This is a genomic window from Streptomyces profundus (assembly GCF_020740535.1).
GTDB lineage: Bacteria > Actinomycetota > Actinomycetes > Streptomycetales > Streptomycetaceae > Streptomyces > Streptomyces profundus.
Genome location: NZ_CP082362.1, coordinates 6,017,878 through 6,034,156 on the forward strand (window position 1 = coordinate 6,017,878; position 16,279 = coordinate 6,034,156).

Below are 16,279 nucleotides of genomic sequence, written 5' to 3' on the forward strand. Positions count from 1 at the left end.
GGCCAGAAAGCGAGTTGCTTGTGGACATCGAGAAGCTGGACATCGAGGGGGCGTTCGCGTTCACGCCGCCCGTCTACCGGGACCAACGCGGCCTGTTCACCACGCCGTTCGAAGGCGCCGCCTTCGCCGAGGCCACCGGACGACCGCTGTTCACGGTCGGCCAGGTCAGTCACAACGTGTCGGCCGCCGGAGTGCTGCGGGGCATCCACTACACGGCCGTGCCCCCGGGGAAGGCCAAGTACGTCTACAGCCCCCACGGCCGGGTGCGGGACTTCATGGTGGACCTCCGGGTGGGCTCGCCCACCTTCGGCCGGTGGACGGAGCACCAGCTCGGCGGCGACACCGGCCGCGCGGTGTACATCCCGGTCGGCGTGGGGCACGCCTTCCAGGCCGAGGAGGACGACTCGATCGTGGTCTATGTGATGCCGGGCCACTACGTCCCGGCCAACGAGCTGACGGTCTCCCCGCTGGATCCGGCGATCGGTCTGCCGGTGGCGACCGAACCCCATCTGCTGTCCCAGCGGGACGCCGAGGCGCCGACCCTGGCCGAGGCCGGGGAACGAGGGCTGCTGCCCGACTACGACCGCTGCCGGGAACTGGAGTTGACGCTGTGAGCGACCGACCGCGCGTCGTGCTGCTGGGCGCGACCGGCTTCGTCGGCTCGACGATCCTCGCCGAGCTGGCCCGCGAGCCCCTGCGGGTCCGGGCCGTCGCCCGCCGCGAGGCGCTCCCACCGGCCGACGCGGTCGCCGACGTCGAGGTGCGGACCGCCGATCTGACCGAGCCGGGCGCCGTGGCCGAAGCGGTCGCCGACGCCGATGTCGTCATCCACTCGATCGCCTATATCGCCGGCTCGTCCAGCTGGCGGATCGAGGACGGCGACAAGGCCGCCGAACGCGTCAACGTCGATCTGGTGCGGGACGTGGTGCGGGCGCTGCGTGACCGCCCCGGGACTGGCCTGCTGTTCGTCGGCGCCTGCTCCCAGGTGGGCCCCTCCCAGAAGGCGGTGCTGGACGGCAGCGAACCGGACGAGCCCAAGGGCGAGTACGACCGGCAGAAGCTGGCCGCCGAACGGATCGTGCTGGACGCCACGGCCGCCGGCCTGGTGCGGGGCGCCTCGATCCGGCTGCCCACGGTGTTCGGGCCCAGCGCCCACCCGGAGACCAGGGACAAGGGGGTCGTCTCGCTGATGGCGGGGCGCGCCCTGGCCGGGCAGCCGATCACCATGTGGCACGACGGCACGGTCCGCCGGGACCTGCTCCCCGTGCGGGACGTGGCGCGCGCGCTGGTCGCCGCGCTCGGCCACGTCGACGCGCTGGCCGGCCGCCACTGGCTGTTGGGCACGGGCGTCGGCTCCCCGCTCGGCGACGTGTTCCGCACGGTCGCCGGGCTGGTCGCCGAGCGCACCGGCAAGCCGGAGGTGCCCGTCCTCTCGGTGGATCCGCCGGAGTACGCGGAGACGACGGACTTCCGCGACGTGGTGATCGACCCGTCGCGGTTCGCCTCGGTGACCGGCTGGCGCGCGCGGACGCCGCTGTCGGAGGCGCTGCGGGAGACCGTGGAGCACTGCCACACGGCGGCCGAGGCCCGCTGAACACCTGACCGCCCGACCCGGCCCGCCCGCCCCGACCACCGGGGGCGGGCGGGCCTTCGCGCTGCCCGTGGCGCTTCGGGGGCCGGTCATCCGCCATGCCGCCTCCGTGCCGTGACCGCCGGATGTCGGCGATCCGGCGCCTCGGCGTTGACGCAAATTCCTTGCGGTTCTTGCGGGTTGTCGGCCCGGCGTGTCGAGGACGGGCGTAAGCGGCAGTTCAACGGGGTCACGTCGTTTGCGTGCCGCGCGCAACCAGTTGGCGGGGCCGCCGAGTTGGCGAGCAAGAAGGCGTGCGCGACCTGTGGACACCTTGGCATGCTCCTGCAACTCTCTGATGTCAATACGCAAAATCATGCGCGCACGATGCATGGTCATGCGTGCCGTCGGGATGGGCCAGGGACGCCTGCCAGGGATGAGGGCACAGGGATGAGAGGCCAGGGATGAGACGAAGAGGTCTGGGAGCGCGGGCCGGAGCCGCCGCGCTCACCGCCATGCTGATGATCGGGGGTGGACTGACCGCCGGGGTCGCCACCGCCAGCGACACCGGGTTGGCCGCCGGGGCGCCAGCGACGGCCAGCAGCGTCGACGGCGAGCGCCTCGCCGCGCATGTCACCGACGGCGACCAGGGCAGCTACTGGGAGAGCGCCGCCGACGAGTTCCCCGCGTGGGTGGCCGTCGACCTCGGCGAGGTGGCCCGCGTCGACGGCGTGGTGCTCAGCCTGCCGGCCGACTGGGAGAGCAGGGAGCAGACGGTCGCCGTGCACGGAAGCATGGACGGCACCACCTTCACCACGCTGGCCAACGCCGCGACCCACGCCTTCGAGCAGGGCTCGGAGAACCGGGTGACGATTCCGCTGCCCGCGCAGCGCACCCGGTTCGTCCGGCTGGAGATCACGGCCAACAGCGCTGCGGACAAAGCCCAGTTGGCGGAGCTGGAGGTGAACAGGGCCGCCGAGTCGGAGGAGAACCTGGCGCTCGGGGCGACGTTCACCGCCAGCAGTTCGGCCGAGGGCGGCGAGGCCCCCCTCGCCGGCGACGGCGAGCGGAGCACCTACTGGCAGAGCGAGAGCGGCGAACTGCCGCAGTGGGTGCGCGCCGACCTCGGGGCCTCGGTGCCGCTGAACCGGATCGTGCTCGGCCTGCCGGGCGACTTCGAGCCGCGCACCCAGACGCTGACGCTCCAGGTGTCGCAGGACGGCACGGAGTTCACCGACCTCACCCCGGCCGAGGAGGCGCTCTTCGACGCCGAGGCCGGCGACAACACGGTGACCCTGGCCTTCGACAACACCACCGCCCGCCATGTGCGGGTGTGGGTCACCGGCAACACCGAGCAGGACGCCGCCCAGTTGGGCGAGCTGGAGATCTACGGCCCGACGGAGGGCGACACCGAGGCGCCCAGCGCACCCGGCGCCTTGACCAGCGCCGTCGCCGAGCCCGGACAGATCGGCCTGAGCTGGGAGGCCGCCGAGGACGACACCGGAGTGGCCGGCTACGAGATCTGGGCGGACGGGGTGCTGCGCACCACCGTCCCCGGCGACGCCACCACCCACACCGACACCCAGCCGGCGGACGCCACCGTCAGCTACACGGTGCGGGCGCTCGACGCGGCGGGGAACCGTTCGGCGGACAGCGAGACGGTCACCCACGAGGGTGAACTCAACGCCCAGGCCGTTGAGTTGGCGCGGGGCAAGCCGATCAGCGCGTCCTCCTTCGTGCACACCTTTGTCGCGGCCAACGCCAACGACGGTGACACGGACACCTACTGGGAGGGGGGCGCCTATCCGAGCGAGCTGACCGTCGAGTTGGGCGCCGAGGCCGAACTGGACTCGGTGGTAGTCCGGTTGAACCCGGGCAGCGCCTGGGGCGACCGCACCCAGCGGATCGCGGTGCTCGGCCGCTCCGGCTCGGGCGGCTTCGAAACGCTGGTCGCAGCCGCCGACTACGCCTTCTCCCCGACCACCGGGAACACGGTGACCATCCCGGTCAGCGGCCAGGCAGCCGATGTGCGGCTGGCCATCACCGCCAACTCCGGTGCGCCCGCAGGGCAGGTCGCCGAGCTGGAGGTGCACGGCGAGCCGGCCCCGAACCCCGACCTTGAGGTGGTCGCGCTGACCGCGACGCCGCCCGCCCCGCTGGAGTCCGACCCGGTGACCCTGACGGCGACCGTGCGCAACAGCGGCCCCGTCGCCTCGTCCGCCACCGAGGTGGCGTTCCTGGTGAACGGGGACGAGCAGGCCACCGCCGAGGTCGAGGGGCTTGAGCCGGGCGAAACCGCCGAGGTCTCGGCCGAGGTGGGCGTGTTCCCCGCGGGCGAGCTCACGGTGAGCGCCGTGGTCGACCCGGAGAACACCGTGGTCGAGCAGAACGAGGACAACAACACCTACGAGAGCCCCGAGCCGGTCGTGGTCGAGCCGGTGGCCAGCGCCGATCTGGTGGTGGCCGGCGTCACCTGGGATCCGGCGAACCCGTCGGCCGGCGACGAGGTCGACTTCTCGGTGCGGCTGGCCAACCGGGGCACCCTGGACACGACGGCCGGCGCCCACGAGATCACCCTGGCGATCGGCGACACCACGCTGACCGGCGAGTTCAACGGCGTGATCGCGGCCGGCAGCACCACATCGGCCATCGCGCTGGGGAGCTGGACGGCACAGGACGGCTCGTTCACCCTGGACACCACGGTCTCGGCGGACGCCAACGAGATCCCGGCCAAGCGCGGCAACAACACCGACACCCGCTCGTTCGCGGTCGGGCGCGGCGCGCAGATGCCGTACTCGATGTACGAGGCGGAGGACGCGACGACCGGCGGCGGCGCCGAGGTGGTCGGCCCCAACCGGGACGTCGGCGACATCGCGGGCGAGGCGTCCAACCGCCAAGCCGTGACGCTCGAATCGACCGGGGACTATGTCGAGTTCACCACCGGGGCGAGCACCAACACCCTGGTCACCCGGTTCTCCATCCCCGACAGCCCGAGCGGCGAGGGGATCGACAGCACCCTCAACGTCTATATCGACGGCGAGCCGCACGCCCCGCTCCAACTGACCTCGCGCTACGCCTGGTTGTACGGGGACGAGGCCAACCCGGGGAACTCGCCCGGCAGCGGCGGGCCGCGCCATATCTATGACGAGGCGCATCTGCTGCTGGACCGGACCGTGCCGGCCGGCAGCACCATCAGGCTCCAGAAGGACGCGGAGAACGACACCGAGTACGCCATCGACTTCATCAGCCTGGAGCAGGTGGCGCCGCTGCCCAACCCGGACCCGGCCGCCTACACCGAGCCGGAGGGCTTCACCCACCAGGACGTGCAGAACGCGCTCGACCGGGTGCGGATGGACACCACCGGAACCCTGGAGGGCGTCTACCTCCCGCCGGGCGACTACGAGACGTCCAACAAGTTCCAGGTCTACGGCGGCGCGGTCGACGTGGTGGGCGCCGGCGTCTGGTACACCCGCTTCCACGCGCCGACCACCCAGACCAACACGGACATCGGCTTCCGCGCCGACTCCACGGCCGGCGGCTCGCGGTTCGCGCACTTCGCCTACTTCGGCAACTACACCTCGCGGATCGACGGCCCAGGAAAGGTGTTCGACTTCTCCAATGTCGCGGACATCGTGATCGACGACATCTGGGTCGAGCACATGGTCTGCCTCTACTGGGGCGCCAACACCGACCGCGTCACCATCAGCAACTCGCGCATCCGCAACCTGTTCGCCGACGGCCTCAACATGACCAACGGCAGCACGGACAACCATGTCACCAACAACGAGGCGCGGGCGACCGGCGACGACAGCTTCGCGCTGTTCTCGGCGATCGACGCGGGCGGCGCCGACGAGACCGGCAACGTCTACGAGAACCTGACCTCGCTGCTGACCTGGCGCGCGGCTGGCCTGGCGGTCTACGGCGGCTACGACAACACCTTCCGCAACATCCGTATCGCGGACACCCTGGTCTACTCGGGCATCACCATCAGCTCGCTCGACTTCGGCTACCCGATGAACGGATTCGGTGAGATCCCGACCAACTTCGAGAACATCACCATCGAGAGAGCCGGCGGTCACTTCTGGGGCGACCAGGTCTTCCCCGGCATCTGGCTCTTCTCCGCCTCGGAGGTGTTCCAGGGCATCAGGGTCTCCGACGTGGACATCGTCGATCCCACCTATGTGGGGATCATGTTCCAGACCAACTACGTCGGCGGCCAGGCGGAGTACCCGGTGGCCGACACGATCCTCACCGACGTCACCATCAGCGGCGCGCGGCGCAGCGGTGACGCCTACGACCACAAGTCGGGGATCGGCGTCTGGGCCAACGAGATGGCGGAGGCCGGTCAGGGGCCGGCGGTCGGCGAGGCCACGTTCAACAACCTGGTGCTCGACGGCAACGCGGAGGACTTCCGCAACACCACCTCCACCTTCGAGTTCCACCTCAACCCCTAGCGAGAGGTCGAGGGACAGGGCGGGGCCGTCCGGCGCTCTCCGGGCGGCCCGGCACCCCGGGAAGTGTCAACCGACGGTTGACACTTCCCGGGGTGTCAACCTAAGGTTGACAGCATGACGGAACCCGTGGGAATGGCCTATCCCGTACGACTCGACGATCTGATCGACGCGATCAAGAAGGTGCACACCGACGCACTCGACCAGCTCACGGACGCCGTGATCGCCGGCGACCACCTGGGTGAGCTGGCCGACCACCTGATCGGCCACTTCGTGGACCAGGCCCGCCGTTCCGGCGCCTCCTGGTCGGAGATCGGCCGCAGCATGGGCGTGACCAGGCAGGCCGCGCAGAAGCGGTTCGTGCCCAAGGACCCCGCAGGGCAGGGCGGCGCGAGTGCCGAGGACGGCGCCGGGCTCGACCCGAGCCAGGGCTTCGGCCGGTTCACCACCCGGGCGAAGAACGTGGTGATGGCGGCGCAGAACGAGGCCAACGCGGCGCGCAACGACGAGATCACACCGGCACATCTGGCGCTCGGGCTGCTCGCCGAGCCCAAGGGCGTCGCGGTGCTCGCCATCGAGAGCCGGGGGGTGACCCCCGAGGCGCTGCGCGAGGCGCTGGTCGCCACCCTCCCGGCAGCCGCCGGCGAGGTGCCCGCGCTGATCCCCTACGACGCGGGCTCGCGCAAGGCCCTGGAGCTGACCTTCCGGGAGGCACTGCGCCTCGGGCACAACTACATCGGCACCGAGCACATCCTGCTGGCGCTGCTGGAGTTCGAGGACGGCGAGGGGCCGCTGCACGGCCTGGGCATCGACAAGGCGGGGGCCGAGGCGTTTGTGACGGACCTGCTCAGCCAGCTGGTCAAGGGGGACTGACCGGCCCGAGGGGCACGGCGTCGGCGGATCACATCAGCGTCAGCTGGGTGTCCGCCGGCGCCGGCGTGGGCGCGGGCTCCACGGGGGCCGCGGGCTCGGGGGAGCGGTGCGCGCCCGGCCGGCTCGGGCCTATCCCGCACTCGGCGGCGGCCTCGTGCACCTCGCGGGTGATCCGCCGCTGATACCACTTGGGGGCGTAGGCGCCATCCGCGTAGAGCGCCTCGTAGCGGCGGACCAGGCGCGGATGGTGTCGCGCCAGCCAGGCCATGTACCACTCCCTGGCCCCGGGGCGCAGATGCAGCGCCAGCGGGGTGACGGAGGAGGCGCCGGCCTCCGCGATCGCCCGCACCGTGCGCCGTAGCTGGTCGGGGGAGTCCGCCAGATAGGGCAGCACCGGGGCCATCAACACCGAACAGGGGATGCCGTGTTCGCGGAGCGTGCGGACGATGTCGAGCCGCCGCTCGGGCGCCGGGGTGCCCGGCTCGACCGCGCGCCACAGCGTCTCGTCCAGCAGGCCGACGGAGACGGAGATCCCCACCTCCGTGACGGCGGCGGCCTCGCGCAGCAGCGGCAGGTCCCGCAGGATCAGCGTGCCCTTGGTGAGGATGGAGAACGGGTTGGCCCGATCCCTGAGCGCCGCGATGATCCCCGGCATCAGCCGATAGCGGCCCTCGGCGCGCTGGTAGCAGTCGACGTTGGTGCCCATCGCGATGTGCTCGCCGCGCCAGCGGGCGGCGCCCAACTCGCGGCGCAGCAGCTCGGGCGCGTTCACCTTGACCACGATCTGGGTGTCGAAGTCGAGCCCCGTGTCGAGGTCCAGATAGCCGTGCGTCTTCCTGGCGAAGCAGTAGACGCAGGCGTGGGTGCAGCCGCGGTACGGGTTGACGGTGTAGGTGAACGGCATCCGGGAGGCGCCGGGCACGCGGTTGACGATGGACTTGGCGCGCACCTCGTGGAAGGTCACGCCCCGGAACTCGGGGGTGTCGATGGTCCGGCTGACCACATCGCTGCCGAAGAGCGCGGGGGGTGCCCCCGCCGATCCCTCGCTCAGCTGGTTCCAGCGCATGGGTGAACCCTCCTCGCCGCCGTGTTCTCGGTAATAGAACACAGGTTCGAAGGCGAGGTGTCAAGCCGATTTGGTCGGGGACGTCCGAAGTGGAAGGCTTGTCGAAGGTTCCATCTGCTCGACGCACCGTCCAACACACCGCCCGACAAACGGGTTTCACCGACACACGGGTTCACCGACGCATGGGGAGTGCTCGCATGGCGCAGATCGAGGTTGTCGCACGCCGGGAGATCGCGGCGCGGCCGGAGGAGGTGTACGCCGCCCTCGCCGACTTCAGGGAGGTCCACCCCCGGCTGCTGCCCGAGGAGTTCACCGACTACGAGGTCCGCGAGGGCGGCCACGGCGAGGGCACCGTGGTCTTCCTGAAGCTGCACGCCACCAAGAAGCGGGTGCGCTCCTGCCTGCTGGAGATCTCGGAACCGGAGGAGCGCACCCTGGTCGAGACCGACCGGAACTCCACCCTGGTCACCACCTGGACCACGGCCCCGGCCGCCGCGGAGGGCCGCGCCGAGGAGACCGATGTGACGGTGCGGACCGTCTGGGAGGGCTCCGGCGGCATCGGCGGCTTCTTCGAGGGGATCTTCGCGCCCCGGGTGCTCAAGGGCGTCTACGAGCGGCTGCTGGCCAACCTCGCGGCCGAGGTGGAGAAGGAGAGCCGGCCCTCCTGACGCCGGCCCCCAGGCCGGGGGGCGGACGAGACCGCCCCCGGCCTCGGGTCAGCCGACGTGCAGGCTCATCCCCGCCGTGCCGGGGCGCTCCCTGCCGGGACGCAGCACCAGATCCCGGGTGTAGTCCTCGTCGCGCAGGCTCAGATAGGGCACGGGCCGTTCGGTGAAGAGCCCCGCCAGCCGCTCCCGGTAGGCCGCGGTCACCCGGGCGAATCCCTCCTCGTCCAGGTCGGTCGCGTCATGGACGGGGAACGGCTCCAGCACGGTGAGACCGGTGAAGAACAACACCCCGTGCTGGAGCGGAAAGAGCACCTCGGCCAGCGGGCCGTGGATGCCGCGTCCGGAGAGCGAGGGCTCGCCGGCGCCGATGGTCACCGAGATCAGCGCCCGGCGGCCGGCCAGGGTGCCGTCGCCGTACTTGGGCATCGAGCTGTCGCCATAGCCGAAGCCGGCGGTGAACACCCGGTCGAACCAGCCCTTGAGGATCGCCGGCACCGAGAACCACCACAGCGGGAACTGGAACACCACGGCGTCGGCCCACAGCAGCTTCTCCTGCTCGGCCCGCACGTCGGCCGTCAACGTTCCGCCGTCGAACGCCAGCTGGGAGGCGCTGGCCACATCGAGCCGCTCGGCGGGGTCGTGGGCGGGGTAGTCGTCGCCGTCGACCGACGCCTTCCACTTCATCGCGTAGAGGTCGGAGGTCCGCACCTGGTGGCCGGCGGCGCGCAGCTCCGCTTCGGCGAAGGAGGCGAGCGAGGTGGTCAGCGAACGGGGCTCGGGGTGGGCATGGACGATCAACACCTTGCGGCCGGTCCCGGCCGCGTTGTCATGCGTGGTCATGCCCACAGTTCTCGCAGCTCGGCCGGGCCCCAGCCAGAGCCCGGTGTGACCGGCGGACCGGCGTTCCTGGTAACGGCGGTACCACCCTCGCGGGGCCGCGAACGCGTACGGGGGACATACTGAGAAAATGGCGTCGGAGACACTCAGGGACAGCGGCCGGGAGTTGGGGGCCTTTCTCCAGGCACGCCGGGCGCGGATCGCCCCGGAGAGCGTGGGCATCGGCGGCGCGCGCCGCCGCCGGGTGCGTGGCCTGCGCCGCGAGGAGCTGGCGCAGCTCGCCGGGATCAGTGTGGACTACTACGTGCGGCTGGAGCAGGGGCGGGCCAACCAGCCCTCCGCCGAGGTGCTGGACGCGCTGGCCGGGGCGCTCCGCCTCGACCACACCGCGCGCGCCCATCTGGTGGCGCTGGCCAACCGGCCGCGCGCCGTCCTCCCGCGCCCCGCGCCCTCGCCTGGCCCGATCACGGCCGGGCTGCGCCGGGTGCTGGACGGGATGGGCGAGCTGCCGGCCGTGGTGATCGACGAGCGGCTCCAGCTGCTCGCCTGGAACGCGCTGGGCTCCGCCCTCTTCGGCCGGCTCGACGAGCCGGCCGTCAGGGACCGCAACCAGGCCCGCTACCTGCTGCTCGACCCCTCGGCGAAGAAGACCTTCCTCGACTGGCCGGAGCGCTGCCAGGAGGTGGTCGCCCTGCTGCGGCACGCCGTGGGGCGTTACCCCGAGGACAGCCAACTCGCCGAGCTCGTCGCCGAGTTGGCCGAGCACAGTGCGGACTTCAGGGCTCGCTGGGCGGCCGGGGACGTGCGGATGTGCGGGGTGGGGAGCAAGCGTTTCTGGCATCCGGTGGTCGGCCCGCTTGAGCTCGACTACGAGACGCTGCATGTGCCGCCGCTGCCAGGCCGGATGGGGCAGCAGCTCCAGGTGTTCAGCGCCGCCCCCGGCACCGAGGGCGTCGAGGCCCTGCGCCGGCTCGCCGAGGAGGTGAACGGCGCACGCGGGGGCGCGCGCGATCTGGCTGTGGGCTGAGCGCGGCGGTAACGTCTCCCCCCATGACGAAGATCCTTATCTCCGCCGATATGGAGGGCGCCACCGGTGTCACCTGGCCGGCCGACTGCCTGCCGGGCACCCCCGAGTGGCAGCGCTGCCGGCCGATGCTCACCTCGGACGTCAACGCCGCCATCGCCGGCTTCCTCGCCGGCGGCGCGGACGAGGTCCTCGTCAACGAGGCGCATATGACCATGCGCAACCTGCTGCTCGAACAGCTCGACGACCGGGCCGAGTTGCTCACCGGCCGGCACAAGGACCTCAGCATGGTCGAGGGCGTCCAACACGGCGACGTGGACGGGATCGCGTTCGTCGGCTACCACACCGGAGCCGGCGCGCCCGGGGTGCTGGCCCACACCTATCTGGGGAACTCCCTCACCGGCGTCTTCGTGGACGGGGTGCGCGCCAGCGAGGGCCTGCTCAACACGCTGGTCGCCGCCGAGTACGGCACCCCCGTGGTGCTGGTCACCGGGGACGATCTGACCTGCGAGGACGCCAAGGGCTACGCCCCCGACGCGGTGGGCGTCGCGGTCAAGGATCATGTCTCCCGCTATGCGGCGATCTGCCGCACCCCCAGCCGCACCGCGGCCGACATCACCGAGGGCGCCACCCGCGCCGCCGCCCTCGCGGTGCGGCACGCCCCGGCCGAGCCCAGGCCGCGCACCGTGGAGATCGACTTCGACGCCGAACAGCTGGCCGGCGCGGCGGCGCTGGTCCCCGGCGTGGAGCAGATCGCCGAGCGGCGCGTCGCCTACACGGCGCCCACCATGTACGAGGGAATTCGCTGCTTCAAGACGGTCACCACCATGGTGTCCGCCGCCGTGGAGGAATGGTATGGCTGAGCCCCAGGCCCCGACGTCCACCCAGGCCAAGGCGTCCACCGGGGCGCGGGCGCCCGTCGACGGGCCGGCGCATGTCGACGCCCGGGCGCTGGACGAGGCGGTGCGCTTCACCTCCGAGCTGATCAGGATCGACACCACCAACCGGGGCGGCGGCGACGGGCACGAGCGCCCGGCCGCCGAGTACGTCGCCGAGCGCCTCGCCGAAGTCGGCGTCGAGCCCACGCTGTTGGAGAAGTCCCACGGCCGCACCAACGTGGTCGCGCGGATCGAGGGCAGCGACCCCTCGGCCGACGCCCTCCTCGTCCACGGCCATCTGGACGTGGTCCCGGCCGACCCCGACGAGTGGCAGGTCCACCCGTTCTCCGGTGAGATCAGCGACGGGGTGGTCTGGGGCCGGGGCGCGGTGGACATGAAGGACGCCGACGCCATGGTCCTCGCCGTGGTGCGCGCCTGGGCCCGCGCCGGCGTGCGCCCCCGGCGCTCGGTGGTGCTGGCCTTCACCGCCGACGAGGAGGACACCGCGTCCTTCGGCTCCGGCTTCCTCGCCGAACAGCACGCCGGGCTGTTCGACGGCTGCACCGAGTCCATCGGCGAGTCCGGCGCGTTCACCTTCCACGCCGGCGAGGGCCGCCGCCTCTACCCGCTGGCCGCCGGCGAGCGCGGCACCGCCTGGCTCACCCTCACCGCCCGGGGCCGCGCCGGACACGGCTCCAAGATCAACGCGGAGAACGCGGTCACCCGGCTGACCGCCGCCGTCACCAGGATCGGCGAACACCGCTGGCCCGTCAGGCTCGCCCCGACCGTCCGCGCCGGGCTCACCGAGCTGGCCACCCTCCACGGGGTGCCGCTGCCCGACCTCGACGACCCGGACCCCGAGCGGCTGGCCGCCTCGGTGGACGGGCTGCTCGCCCAGCTGGGGCCGGCCGCCGAGCTCCTCGCCCCCACCGTCCGCAACAGCGCCAACCCCACCATGCTGGACGCCGGTTACAAGGTGAACGTGATCCCCGGCAGCGCCGGCGCCCAGGTGGACGGGCGCGTACTCCCCGGCACCGAACGGGAGTTCGCCGCGACGTTGGACCAACTCACGGGCCCCGACGTCGACTGGGACTTCCTGCACCACGAGATCCCGCTCCAGGCACCCGTCGACGCGCCCACCTACGGCGTGCTCCGTGACGCGCTGCTGCACTTCGATCCCGAGGCGCATGTCGTCCCCTACTGCATGTCGGGCGGCACCGACGCCAAGCAGTTCTCGCGCCTCGGCGTCACCAACTACGGCTTCATGCCGCTGCGGCTGCCCGAAGGCTTCGACTACCAGGCGATGTTCCACGGCGTCGACGAGCGGGTGCCGGTCGAGGCCCTGCACTTCGGCACCCGTGTGCTGGACCGGGCGCTGCGCGCCCTCTGACGCGCCATCAGCTACCGCCACACCACCGCAGACTCGGGAGGACATCGGTCATGCCCCAGGCTCCGTACGGAAGTTGGCCCTCACCCATCGACGCGGGGCTGGTCGCCCAGCACGACGGGCGCCCCGAGGCGCTGGGCGTCGTCGGCGACGAGATCTGGTGGACGGCGCCCCGCCCCGCCGAGGGCGGCAGGCGCGCGTTGCTGCGGCTGCGCCCGGGGGACGCCGCGCCGGTCTCCGTGCTGCCGGCGCCCTGGAACGTCCGCAACCGGGTCATCGAGTACGGGGGCTTCCCCTGGGCCGGCGCGGCGCGCCCCGAGGGCGGCCCGCTGGTCGTCTTCACCGACTTCACCGACCAGCGCCTCCACGCCCTGGAGCCGGACGCCCCCGAGGGGGCGGCGCCCAGGCCGCTGACCCCGACCTCGGAGGTGGGCGGCGGGCTCCGCTGGTGCGATCCGGTGGTGGTGCCCGAACGCGACGAGGTCTGGTGCGTGCTGGAGGAGTTCACCGGGCCTGGGCCGAGCGATCTGCGCCGGCTGCTCGTCGCCGTGCCGCTGGACGGCTCGGCCGCCGAAGACCGCTCGGCGGTAAGGGAGTTGACGGACGACCGGCACCGTTTCGTCACGGGCCCTCGCCGTTCGCCCGACGGCTCCAGGATCGCCTGGCTGGCGTGGGACCACCCCAGGATGCCCTGGGACGGCACCGAGCTGCTGCTGGCCGAGGTGGCGGACGACGGCCGGCTCCGCCCGCCCCGCATCCTCGCCGGCGGCCAGGCCGAGTCCGTCACCCAGGTCGAATGGGCCTCGGACGGCGGCCTGTTGGCGCTCACCGACCGCGAGGGCTGGTGGCAGCCGCACCGGATCGATCCGGACACCGGGCAGGTGACCAACCTCTGCCAGCGGCAGGAGGAGTTCGGCGACGCGCTGTGGCGGATCGGGCTGCGCTGGATGGTCCCGCTGCCGCACGGCACCATCGCGGTGCTGCACGGCCTCGGCACCTCGCGGCTCTCCGTGCTCGATCCGGCCACCGGCACCCTGGCGGACGCCGCCGGCCCCTGGACCGCGTGGTGGCCCACGCTGGCCGTGCACGACGAGCGCGTCATCGGCGTCGCGGCGGGACCCGACCGGGACTACGAGGTGGTCTGCCTCGACACGGCCAGCGGGCACTGTCGGGTGCTCGCCGAGCACCACGAGGACCGGGTCGACCCGGAGCACCACTCCCGGCCCGTCGCCCGCGTCTTCGCCGACCCCGAGGGGCGCGAGGTGCACGCCTGGGTGCACCCGCCGCGCCACCCCCGCTTCACCGGGCCGCCAGGCGCGGCGCCGCCCTATGTGATCTGGGCGCACGGCGGCCCCACCAGCCATGTGCCGCTCGCCCTCGACCTGGAGATCGCCTACTTCACCTCGCGCGGCATCGGCGTCGCCGAGGTCAACTACGGCGGCTCCACCGGCTACGGCCGCGCCTACCGCGAGCGGCTGCGCGGCAACTGGGGCGTGGTGGACGTGGCGGACTGCGCCGCCGTCGCCCGCGGCCTGGTCGCCGAGGGCGCGGCCGACCCGGCCAGGCTCGCCATCAGGGGCGGCAGCGCCGGCGGCTACACCACCGCCTCCTCGCTCACCGACCAGGACACCGCCGGCCTCTATGCCGCCGGCACCATCATCTATCCGCTGCTGGACATGGTCAGCTGGTCGCGGGAGGGCACCCACGACTTCGAGTCGCACTATCTGGAGTCGCTGATCGGCCCGCTGGACGAGGTGCCCGACCGGTACCGGGAGCGTTCCCCCGTCCACCACGCCGAACGGATCGTCGCCCCCTTCGTGCTGCTCCAGGGCCTCGACGACCGGATCTGCCGGCCCGACCAGGCCGAACGGCTGCTGGCGGCCGTGGCGGGCGGCGGCGTGCCGCACGCGTATCTGAGCTTTGCCGGCGAGGGTCACGGCTTCCGCCGCGCGGCCACCATCGAACGTGCCCTTGAGGCCGAACTCGCCCTCTACGTCCACGCGTTCGGGCTGGAGAGGGACGACGTCCCACCGCTGGACCTCGACGGTGGCAGGGAGTCACGATGACGGAAGGACCCGGCCGGGAGATCACCGACCCCCGCGCCCTGCTGATCGGCTACCTGGACGCCTGCCGAAGGGCGCTCTGGGACAAGCTGTCCGGGCTCGACGAGGAGGAACTCGGCACCGCCAGGGTGCCATCGGCCTGGACCCCGGCCCAACTGGTCTGGCATCTCACGCTGATGGAGCGCCGCTGGCTGGTCTGGGGCTTTCGCGCGGAGCCGGTCGACGGCCCCTGGGACGACCATGACGCGGACGGGCGCTGGACGCTGCCCGAGGGAATCACCGTGGCCGAACTGCGCCGCCGCTACTGGGAGCAGGCCGAACGTTCCCGACAGGCCATCGGCGACGCCGAGCTGACCGAACGCGCGGCGATCGGTGGACGGTTCGACGGCACGGCGGAGACCCCACCCACGCTGGGCTGGATCCTCCTCCACCTCCTCCAGGAGTACGCACGTCACCTCGGCCACCTGGACGTCTCCCGGGAGCTGGCGGACGGCACCGTGGGGGAGTGAGGCCGCCGGATGGTCGCGGCGATCACCCGAATGGCGCAGACGGGGTGGAGCGGGGAGCATGGTGTGGAGGCATGAGAACCATCCAACCGAATCTTCGAGGAGGGACCCCTCATGACCATCGCCGCGGACATCATGAACCCCGGCGCGCAGTGGATTCCCGCCACCGAGAGCCTCGACCGGGGCGCGCAGCTGATGCGCGAGCTGGACGTGGGCGCCCTGCCGGTGAGCGATGTCGACGAACGCCTCTGCGGGATCGTCACCGACCGTGACATCGTGGTGCGGGTGGTGGCCGCCGGCCGCGATCCGGGCAAGGTCACGGCCGGGGAGCTGTGCCAGGGCACCCCGCGCTGGATCAACACCATGGCCGACGTGGACGAGGTGCTCGCCGAGATGGAGACGCACCAGATCCGCCGCCTGCCGGTGATCGACGAGAACAAGCGCCTGGCCGGAATGATCAGCGAGGCCGACCTGGCCCGTGTGCTGAGCGACGACCAGCTCGCCGAGTTCGTCGAGCGCGTCTACGCCTGAGCGTCCACCCGGGCGGTCGTCCCCCTTCCCGGCTCGGCGGGCGGACGGCCGCCTTCGCTCTCATCCTGGGGACATGACGACCAGGACGAGAGCCCCACGGACCAACGAGTTCTTCACTCCCGGCCGGATCATCATGCTGGTGATCGCCGTGGTGACGTTGATCTTCATCTTCGGCAACACCCGCCAGACCCGGATCAGGCTGTTGATCCCCGAGGTCACCATGCCGCTGTGGCTGGCGCTGCTCTTCACCCTCGCCATCGGCGCCCTCTGCGGCGTCTACGCCGCCAGGCGCCGCTGAACGCGCCTGTTCGGTCGCGCCCACACCCGCTCGGGCAGTTTCCGCGCGTCCGGGCCCGGAGCGGGCGGGGTACCGGTGTGAAACGGGCGAGCCGGGCGGCACTCCCGCCTCTCCATGCGCCCCTGAA

At 72.0% G+C, this 16,279-nt stretch carries 14 protein-coding genes; 12 read left to right on the forward strand and 2 right to left on the reverse strand.

Translation table 11 applies throughout. The features are described from left to right. Positions 1–20 precede the first annotated feature (20 nt). From K4G22_RS26100 to K4G22_RS26115, 4 genes are all read left to right on the forward strand, one after another. A complete protein-coding gene (locus tag K4G22_RS26100; protein ID WP_228082892.1) occupies positions 21–614 on the forward strand; it encodes a dTDP-4-dehydrorhamnose 3,5-epimerase family protein in 594 nt (197 codons plus the stop codon). Beyond that, on the forward strand, positions 611–1,594 hold the full coding sequence (locus K4G22_RS26105; protein WP_228082893.1) for an NAD-dependent epimerase/dehydratase family protein: 984 nt from the start codon (positions 611–613) through the stop codon (positions 1,592–1,594). The genes K4G22_RS26100 and K4G22_RS26105 overlap by 4 nt, the downstream gene beginning before the upstream one ends. A 440-nt stretch (positions 1,595–2,034) precedes the next feature. Continuing rightward, positions 2,035–6,024: a discoidin domain-containing protein gene (locus tag K4G22_RS26110; protein WP_425336751.1), complete on the forward strand. Its 3,990-nt coding sequence runs from the start codon at positions 2,035–2,037 to the stop codon at positions 6,022–6,024. Between the two features lie 114 nt (positions 6,025–6,138). Then, a complete protein-coding gene (locus K4G22_RS26115; RefSeq protein WP_228082894.1) occupies positions 6,139–6,894 on the forward strand; it encodes a Clp protease N-terminal domain-containing protein in 756 nt (251 codons plus the stop codon). Between the two features lie 28 nt (positions 6,895–6,922). Here K4G22_RS26115 and K4G22_RS26120 read toward each other — a convergent pair whose 3' ends face one another. Beyond that, positions 6,923–7,960 (reverse strand): Rv2578c family radical SAM protein, encoded by a 1,038-nt coding sequence (locus K4G22_RS26120; RefSeq protein ID WP_228082895.1) that lies wholly within the window; start codon positions 7,958–7,960, stop codon positions 6,923–6,925. A 197-nt stretch (positions 7,961–8,157) separates the two neighbouring features. Between K4G22_RS26120 and K4G22_RS26125 the strand changes: the two genes are divergently transcribed. After that, positions 8,158–8,628 carry an SRPBCC family protein gene (locus tag K4G22_RS26125; protein ID WP_228082896.1) on the forward strand — a complete coding sequence of 157 codons (471 nt, stop codon included), beginning with the start codon at positions 8,158–8,160 and terminating at the stop codon, positions 8,626–8,628. 48 nt (positions 8,629–8,676) lie between these two features. On the opposite strand, the gene K4G22_RS26130 is transcribed toward K4G22_RS26125, so the two are convergent. Further along, positions 8,677–9,468, reverse strand: a complete 792-nt coding sequence (locus K4G22_RS26130) for an NAD(P)H-dependent oxidoreductase (RefSeq protein WP_228082897.1) — start codon at positions 9,466–9,468, stop codon at positions 8,677–8,679. 127 nt (positions 9,469–9,595) lie between these two features. On the opposite strand from K4G22_RS26130, the gene K4G22_RS26135 reads away from it, so the two are divergent. The 7 genes from K4G22_RS26135 to K4G22_RS26165 all read left to right on the forward strand — a co-directional run bounded on the left by K4G22_RS26135 (position 9,596) and on the right by K4G22_RS26165 (position 16,152). Continuing rightward, positions 9,596–10,492 carry a helix-turn-helix domain-containing protein gene (locus K4G22_RS26135; RefSeq protein ID WP_228082898.1) on the forward strand — a complete coding sequence of 299 codons (897 nt, stop codon included), beginning with the start codon at positions 9,596–9,598 and terminating at the stop codon, positions 10,490–10,492. 23 nt (positions 10,493–10,515) lie between these two features. Further along, the gene (locus K4G22_RS26140) at positions 10,516–11,352 is read left to right on the forward strand and encodes a M55 family metallopeptidase (protein ID WP_228082899.1); all 837 of its coding nucleotides are present in this window, start codon (positions 10,516–10,518) and stop codon (positions 11,350–11,352) included. After that, positions 11,345–12,757, forward strand: coding sequence for a M20/M25/M40 family metallo-hydrolase (locus K4G22_RS26145; protein ID WP_228082900.1), 1,413 nt, complete (start codon positions 11,345–11,347; stop codon positions 12,755–12,757). The genes K4G22_RS26140 and K4G22_RS26145 overlap by 8 nt, the downstream gene beginning before the upstream one ends. Positions 12,758–12,807: 50 nt before the next feature. After that, the gene (locus K4G22_RS26150) at positions 12,808–14,820 is read left to right on the forward strand and encodes a prolyl oligopeptidase family serine peptidase (RefSeq protein WP_228082901.1); all 2,013 of its coding nucleotides are present in this window, start codon (positions 12,808–12,810) and stop codon (positions 14,818–14,820) included. Continuing rightward, a complete protein-coding gene (locus tag K4G22_RS26155) occupies positions 14,817–15,326 on the forward strand; it encodes a DinB family protein (RefSeq protein ID WP_228082902.1) in 510 nt (169 codons plus the stop codon). The genes K4G22_RS26150 and K4G22_RS26155 overlap by 4 nt, the downstream gene beginning before the upstream one ends. 111 nt (positions 15,327–15,437) lie before the next feature. Then, positions 15,438–15,854 (forward strand): CBS domain-containing protein, encoded by a 417-nt coding sequence (locus K4G22_RS26160; protein WP_228082903.1) that lies wholly within the window; start codon positions 15,438–15,440, stop codon positions 15,852–15,854. Positions 15,855–15,927: 73 nt separating this feature from the next. Continuing rightward, positions 15,928–16,152, forward strand: coding sequence for a LapA family protein (locus K4G22_RS26165; RefSeq protein WP_228082904.1), 225 nt, complete (start codon positions 15,928–15,930; stop codon positions 16,150–16,152). Positions 16,153–16,279 lie beyond the last annotated feature (127 nt).